General features: G+C 35.1%; 9 protein-coding genes. 8 read left to right on the top strand and 1 reads right to left on the bottom strand.

Annotated features, from left to right (window positions below):
• The 3 genes from IW492_RS17545 to IW492_RS17535 all read left to right on the top strand — a co-directional run.
• Positions 1 to 567, top strand: a 567-nt coding sequence (locus tag IW492_RS17545) for an EndoU domain-containing protein (protein WP_236671997.1), incomplete at its 5' end; no start/stop codon positions are given.
• A 23-nt stretch (positions 568 to 590) separates the two neighbouring features.
• Positions 591 to 1,007, top strand: a complete 417-nt coding sequence (locus IW492_RS17540) for a hypothetical protein (protein WP_202069369.1) — start codon at positions 591 to 593, stop codon at positions 1,005 to 1,007.
• A 290-nt stretch (positions 1,008 to 1,297) separates the two neighbouring features.
• Positions 1,298 to 1,576, top strand: coding sequence for a hypothetical protein (locus tag IW492_RS17535; RefSeq protein WP_202069368.1), 279 nt, complete (start codon positions 1,298 to 1,300; stop codon positions 1,574 to 1,576).
• Positions 1,577 to 1,808: 232 nt separating this feature from the next.
• Here the strand turns inward: IW492_RS17535 and IW492_RS17530 are convergent, their stop codons facing one another.
• Positions 1,809 to 2,513 carry a helix-turn-helix domain-containing protein gene (locus IW492_RS17530; protein ID WP_202069367.1) on the bottom strand — a complete coding sequence of 235 codons (705 nt, stop codon included), beginning with the start codon at positions 2,511 to 2,513 and terminating at the stop codon, positions 1,809 to 1,811.
• A gap of 646 nt (positions 2,514 to 3,159) precedes the next feature.
• Here IW492_RS17530 and IW492_RS17525 point away from each other — a divergent pair.
• The 5 genes from IW492_RS17525 (at position 3,160) to IW492_RS17505 (ending at position 6,314) form a co-directional block, all read left to right on the top strand.
• Positions 3,160 to 4,389, top strand: coding sequence for an IS110 family transposase (locus IW492_RS17525; protein WP_202069365.1), 1,230 nt, complete (start codon positions 3,160 to 3,162; stop codon positions 4,387 to 4,389).
• A gap of 93 nt (positions 4,390 to 4,482) precedes the next feature.
• A complete protein-coding gene (locus IW492_RS17520) occupies positions 4,483 to 4,932 on the top strand; it encodes a CdiA family toxin C-terminal domain-containing protein (protein WP_202069363.1) in 450 nt (149 codons plus the stop codon).
• Between the two features lie 18 nt (positions 4,933 to 4,950).
• Positions 4,951 to 5,310 carry a hypothetical protein gene (locus IW492_RS17515; protein ID WP_202069361.1) on the top strand — a complete coding sequence of 120 codons (360 nt, stop codon included), beginning with the start codon at positions 4,951 to 4,953 and terminating at the stop codon, positions 5,308 to 5,310.
• Between the two features lie 248 nt (positions 5,311 to 5,558).
• Positions 5,559 to 5,861, top strand: a complete 303-nt coding sequence (locus IW492_RS17510) for a hypothetical protein (protein ID WP_202069359.1) — start codon at positions 5,559 to 5,561, stop codon at positions 5,859 to 5,861.
• Between the two features lie 69 nt (positions 5,862 to 5,930).
• Positions 5,931 to 6,314 carry a hypothetical protein gene (locus IW492_RS17505; protein WP_202069357.1) on the top strand — a complete coding sequence of 128 codons (384 nt, stop codon included), beginning with the start codon at positions 5,931 to 5,933 and terminating at the stop codon, positions 6,312 to 6,314.
• Positions 6,315 to 6,550 lie beyond the last annotated feature (236 nt).

Raw genomic sequence — 6,550 nt, 5'->3', positions numbered from 1 at the left:
GAGGAAATGCTGGAGCTGGCAGGTATCCCATCAAATTATCTTGATGATGCAGCCAGATATGGCGATGACTTAGCGATAAGCGCCAGCAAGCATGGGGATGAAGCGGCAAGTGCTGGTAAGAAAGCCAGTGGGGCTAAATCAACCTTAACACCTGAGATGAAGGCTAAAATTTTAGAGGGACAACGTAAAGGGACTTCAAATGGGATTAATGGAGGACACTCACCCAACATCAATAATGCTAATCCAAATTTTGCTACGGAAACTATAAAAGTAAATCCAGATGGAACTAAAGTTATAAAATATACCAAACAGTTTCCAGATGGAAATATTTCAAAAATAAAAACAAGTACAGTGTTTCCTGACGGCTGGTCAGATAAAAATATTATTGACTCTATTCATGAAGTTAGTAATTCCAATGCTATTGGACAACGGAGTATCGATGGATTAACGCTTCACAGAGGGAAAATTAATGGAGTAGAAATTGATGTAATTAAAAAAGGAAATGAAATAATTTCTGGCTATCCTGTTGGAGGAAAACCCACTCCAGGATTTGACTCAATAAAATAGATTTAGAAAGGATAGTGTAGAGGATGTTTGAAAAATTGGATAGCTATTTACTAGATTTTATTAACGAGGATTCATCAGAAGACTTTTGGTATGACTATGCTTATATGCAGGCACAAGAATTATTGAATAATTTTACTCAAAGTGATTGGGAAGAACTGTATAAACATATTGATGCTAAAAGTGACTTATGGAAAATACGAGTAGCTTACTGTATTGATGAAGATGCAGGAATGAACGGCTTTAGATTTCTTTTAAGTTTAATGAATGATAGTGATGATGTCATTGAGTATGCACTAGATTCACTGAGGTCATTTGATGCAGAAGAATATAAGAGCATAATAAGTTCAAATGATATCTTAAAAATGAAAGCACAAAACCTATTAGAAAATGCTAGCCCTCCAGTAAAAAAAATGTTAGAAAACTTTTTAAAAATAAGCTAATTAAATGTTAGAAAACTAAATAAAAAAAGGCACTCAATCACAAGACTGGTAATCAAGTGACTGAGCCTTGACTAGTAAGCGTGAACTCACTAATCAAGTTGCCAATAGCTAACAAAAGCTAGCTATAATTATTGTACAAAACTTCAAGGGACTTTTCTAGTCTTTTCGAATGTTTATTCAGTGTACAGTAATTTAAGCTAGAAAATGTATAAGTTATTGAAACGGTATTAGTGAGGAAACAACCACTGATACCGTTTTTTCGTGTATCAAAAAATTAAGGAATGAAGAAAATGATTCAAACAGAAAATAAGCAACCAATCAAAGAAATCAATCACCAAGATATTTACGCACTTTATGATGTATGGGAACAATTGCAATCATGGCAAGAAGTGTTACCAGTTTTAGAAAAGTTTTTCGAAGACAAAAACAGACCAGTCAACAAACAACAAATCGCTAGAAAATACTATGCTTGTTCACAAGTCTTTATGTTGTTTTATCTAGGTTTCAGCCAAACCATGCAAAGAATGGAAAAACAACTACTAGAATTGCGAAGCAAGAAAAAGGTTTAGAGGTTTGGGAGCCTATTTTGCTAGATTTCGAGGGTGAAGAAAGAAGATTTTAGAAGAACAAGTTTTAATGTTAAGGTAAGCGGTAGGCATGTTAGGCTAAAAAAGCTCGAGGAACTAGCCAAAGTGATAGCTATTTTGTGAGTTCCTCGGGCACTGACAAACGGACATGCCTACTAATACAAATCAATGGCGATGAAATCGACGAAGTGAACCATTTACTTGTATTAGAGTGTTATTTTGGTGGAATGTATTTTTTCATGATTTGTTTAGCAGAATAATAGTTGTACAGTTCTAACAACTCATTGAAGCTAAATCGGTCAAATTCTTTCAATAGAATATTTTTAGCTTGTTCGTCATTCGTAAGGATTTTCGTGTAATAGGTATCAGTGTCAACGTTGTATTCTTCTATATTGATGTGTTCACCTTGATTTTTTGTTTCAATAGCAGCCTGTATAACATACTGGCTATACTGGAGGAATTGCTCCAATTCAACCTCTAAAAGGGATTTTGTGATAAGGTCATTTTCCATTAACTCGTCACTAGAAACAGAAAGTGTTTCTGCTATTTTTTCTAACAAATTTGGAGAAGGTTGCTGACTACTATCCTCAAGTCCAGATAGTTGAGTGACAGAGATCCCTATTTTTGAAGCGAGTTCATCAAGAGATAACTGTTCTTCGTTTCTTAAGCGTTTTAGATTTCGTGCAAAAGGCAGTTGACTATTAAAGTCATCAGTTTCGTCGTTGCTGTAAAGTTCATTAGCGGAAACATTCAATGCTTGCATAATCTTTTCAAGGGTTTCAGATTTAGGATTTACGTGTCCTTTTTCAATTTTTAAAAGACTCTGTGGTGTGATACCAACAGCTTTGGCAAGGGATTTTTGAGAAATTTTTTTCTTTTTGCGAATAATGACGATATTTTCCCCGATATGATTGGACATGATGTCACCTCGATTAGTATTTTAATTAATAAGGTTAATTCTAACATAAATAAAATTAAATTAAAAGATAATATTCTGTTGACTTATATTTGTTTTTAGGTTAATATTCAAATATCGATAATTGCTCTTTGGGATTATTTTGGTTGTTTGGTCGTGGTGCCATGCGCGCGACGCCAGCAAGGCAGGAGCGCAAGCAATGAGTGCCAACGACCAAACCGAGCGAAGCTCGAAAGAAGGGCGCAAAGTAACACCGCCCTGACATTTACTAAAATTTGAATAGAAACGTTGATTTATCAGTACTTACAGCGATTTAAAAAGTGCATTGAAATGACCATTTAGGGAGGTGGTTCAATCGGAAATTAAAAAGCCCCCACTACTAATAGGGGGGGCTAGGCGTACAAAACTATATGATTACGATTTAGAATTAAGTCAATTTGTAAATCAAAAAAAGCAGAGTTTCAAAAATAAGAAACGAATTTCTTAAATTTAACACTCTACCCTCGCAAGTTGAGTATATCATAATTTAAGAAATTCTCCAATTCAAGAAATTAGATAGGCTGACGCTTTCTTGCCCACCACTCCGTTAGGAACGGTAGAGGCTTCAAACTAAGATTGCCGCTATTTACTTGAATAGAACTGGAGGACTATGGATAGAACGAAGTATTTATATGTGGGTATGGACATACATAAAGAAACCCATACTGCCGTATTACTGAATTACCTAGAAGAAAAACTGGGAGAAATTACCATCACGAACACGCTTCAAGGCTTCCGAAAGCTTGAAAGATATGTACTCAATCAAACAGGCAGACTGCTTCCAATTTTTGGGCTGGAGGATGTGACCCATTACGGCAGAACATTATCAATCTATTTACTGGATAAAGACTATCTTGTAAAAGAAGTGAATCCCTCTCTTTCATATATGGAACGAATGAGTTATGCCAGTACCCGAAAAAATGATACATGGGATGCGCAATGTATCAGTGCCGTTCTCATGAGACGCTCTCACCTATTGCCAGACGCCAACCCGCAAGATTATTACTGGACCATGCGCCATTTAGTGAATCGGAGAAATGCGCTAGTCAAAGCGAGTACAAAATTGATGCAACAATTCCATGAACAGGTACAAACTGCGTATCCGAGCTATAAAGGATTTTTCAAAGAATTAGACTGTAAAACGTCCTTAGCCTTCTTTGAGCGGTACCCATCGCCGAGGTATTTGGAAGGGATAACGGTAGAAGAGTTGGCAAGATTCCTGCGAATCCCAAGTCACAATGCCTGTTCAACGAAACGAGCGAAACAGATCCTTGGTTTAGTGGTAGAAGAGGCGACGAAAGAGCGAGACTACCAATTTGCTCGAGATACGATTATCAAGAGTATTACAAGGCAAATCAGAGTGTATCAGCGAGAGATAGCGGAGTTGGAGCAGACAGAGAAACAACTGTATCAAGAACTCGACTATCAGTTAGAAACGATGCCGGGGATAGATGTCGTTACAGCCTGTGCATTGGTGGCGCATATTGGAGATATCTATCGATTTCCGACTGCGGATAAACTGGCAAATTATGCGGGAGTGGCGCCGTTGAGATTCAGCTCAGCGGGCAAAGGAAAAGACGTACAGAACAAGTCACAAGGGAATAGAAAGCTATATTCAACGTTGTACTTCCTCGCCATACAACAGATTTATATGACGAACAAGAAAGAACCACGAAATCCAGTATTTCGAGCTTATTTCGAGCGGAAAGTATCAGAAGGCAAGACGAAAATACAGGCGTTGCTTTGTATTATGCGCAAATTAATCAAGATAATTTACAGCATGATGAAGCGAAAAACGGCGTATAAATTACCGAAAATGAAGGAAGAAATTGCGTGTTAAGAAAAGTGTGCTAAACTGTTGGTATAACAGCATTTTAGCTAATTTTTAACAGAAGTGCTTCCCCGTCCCAAGAAAGCCAGTGGGGCTAACAATTTGAAAATCAATTCAAATGCAAAAAATCATTTGGCTAATTCAGAGGGATTTGTTAGAAAAGGGGGACAAGGAGTAAAAGGAGGACATAATATTGATTCTTTCTACGGTGAGCTAAATGCCCAAGGATTTAATATTGATGATTGTATAATTAACAAAAAAGCTCATCCAACAATAGAAGGAATCTATGAAATAGAGTATAAGATTCCAGCTATGGATAATAAGGGAAATATCATACCTAATCAATATAAAAATATTAGACAACCTAAAACGGTATATGATCCTAAATATTTTTCTGATACTACTATATATGATTTAGGCGTAGAAGCAATGCAAAATGGAAAAATAACCGGAAGAGAAATTGTTGGAGTAGCTAATAATGGTTTAGAGTTTACAGGATTTATTAATGAAGCTGGAGAAGTTACCAACTTTTTCCCAAGTATGCGGAAATAGAAAAGAGAGGGCTATAAAATGTATATATTAGTAACAGATAGTGCGGAAAGAGAGATATTACTAAAGACTTTTTCTGGTTCAGTCAATAAAACATGTTTAGAACATTTCATTCAAAAAGAAGGTTATGGTAACGATTTTATAAGGATTTTATTCAAAGATGATTTAGATGAATATGAAGATCAAGAAGAGTTGGAGGAAATCGGAACTAACAGAGTAGTTCTTTTCGCAGAATATCCAGCAGCTCCGAAAGATGAAAAAATGTATTTAACATTTGAAGAATTATACAGTTACGTTGGTGAAGTTGCTCAGGAAAATTACGGAAATGATTCAGAAATTCAAGAATTACTTTTAAAACTAAAAGAAGAATTATGCATCTGAAGTATTGAATGATAAACAAAAAACTAAATAAAAAAGGCACTTTATCACGAGACTGGTAATCAAGTGATAAAGCCTTGACTAGTAAGAAAGAAGCTCACTAATCAAGTTGCCAGTAGCTAACAAAAGCTAGCTGTATTTATTGTATAAAAGCTCATTATTGAAAAAAGAAGCGATTCAATGTTGTTGTTTTTTTTCTACATCTAGAGTTAATTTATAGCCCAGAGAAAGCCAGTGGGGCTAACCAAAAGGTGCTTGAAGAAATTGCCCAAAGAAACGATTTTTATAAAGAAGTCAGAGGTTTTGCTTGTGATGAAATAGCAGAAGATTTGTATAGAGCTTCTGGCGGAAAAGGAAAAATTTATGAGATTACTTCTGACACAGGTTGGATGAAAGGAATGGAATATGGAGAGATAAAAGATTATGTGTACCATCATGTATATTCTGATGGAAAGTATATTTATGATCCACGATTCAATGACATACCTATGTTGGAAAGTGACTATTTTGAAGCTATGAGAAAATTAAATCCAGATGGGATTAATATAAAATGATTAAGGAGATAAAATATGAACGTAGACACGGATACTTGTATTGCTGATTATTTTTATAAGCATTTTCCAATGAAACAGTTAGTAAGACAAATGTATTCTAAAAAAAATGTATATAGCCAGATACCAGAGCTGATATTTCGCTTCTCAGATTTATTATCTGATGAAATATATATTGATTTGAAACATTGCGTAGATTCTTTTGCAGGTAATCTTAAGTGGACTGTTTTTGAAAATTTTTATGGAAAAAAAACTCGAAACTACAGTCTAGTTCCTGAGAAACTCTATTTGATGAATAAGCAACTGTATGAAGAAAATCAGGTTATGGGAGCTGATAAATATTTTACAGAGAATGAGTATAAAGAAATTTGTGAAAAAAGTGTTGCTGATATCCCTGCGTTATGTGAATATATTCAACAAAATTTTCAGTGGAAGGAAAGTTACAATCAATCTTAAATGTCAGTTCATATTGATTAGCTGTTGATTCAGATCAAATCTTTAAGTTAGTTCAAAAAAATAGATAAATAAAAAGGCACTTTATCACGAGACTGGTAATCAAGTGATAAAGCCTTGACTAGTAAGAGCGAACTCACTAATCAAGTTGCCAATAGCAAACAAAAGCAAGTTACTAAAATAAATCATATTTTTAGAGTTGAGGATTGTGTAAAACACTGAATAGTGAAAAACTTCAA

It is taken from the genome of Enterococcus sp. BWB1-3 (assembly GCF_016745275.1).
In the GTDB taxonomy this organism is placed as follows: domain Bacteria; phylum Bacillota; class Bacilli; order Lactobacillales; family Enterococcaceae; genus Enterococcus_L.
This window is presented reverse-complemented; position numbering and strand designations above follow the sequence as displayed.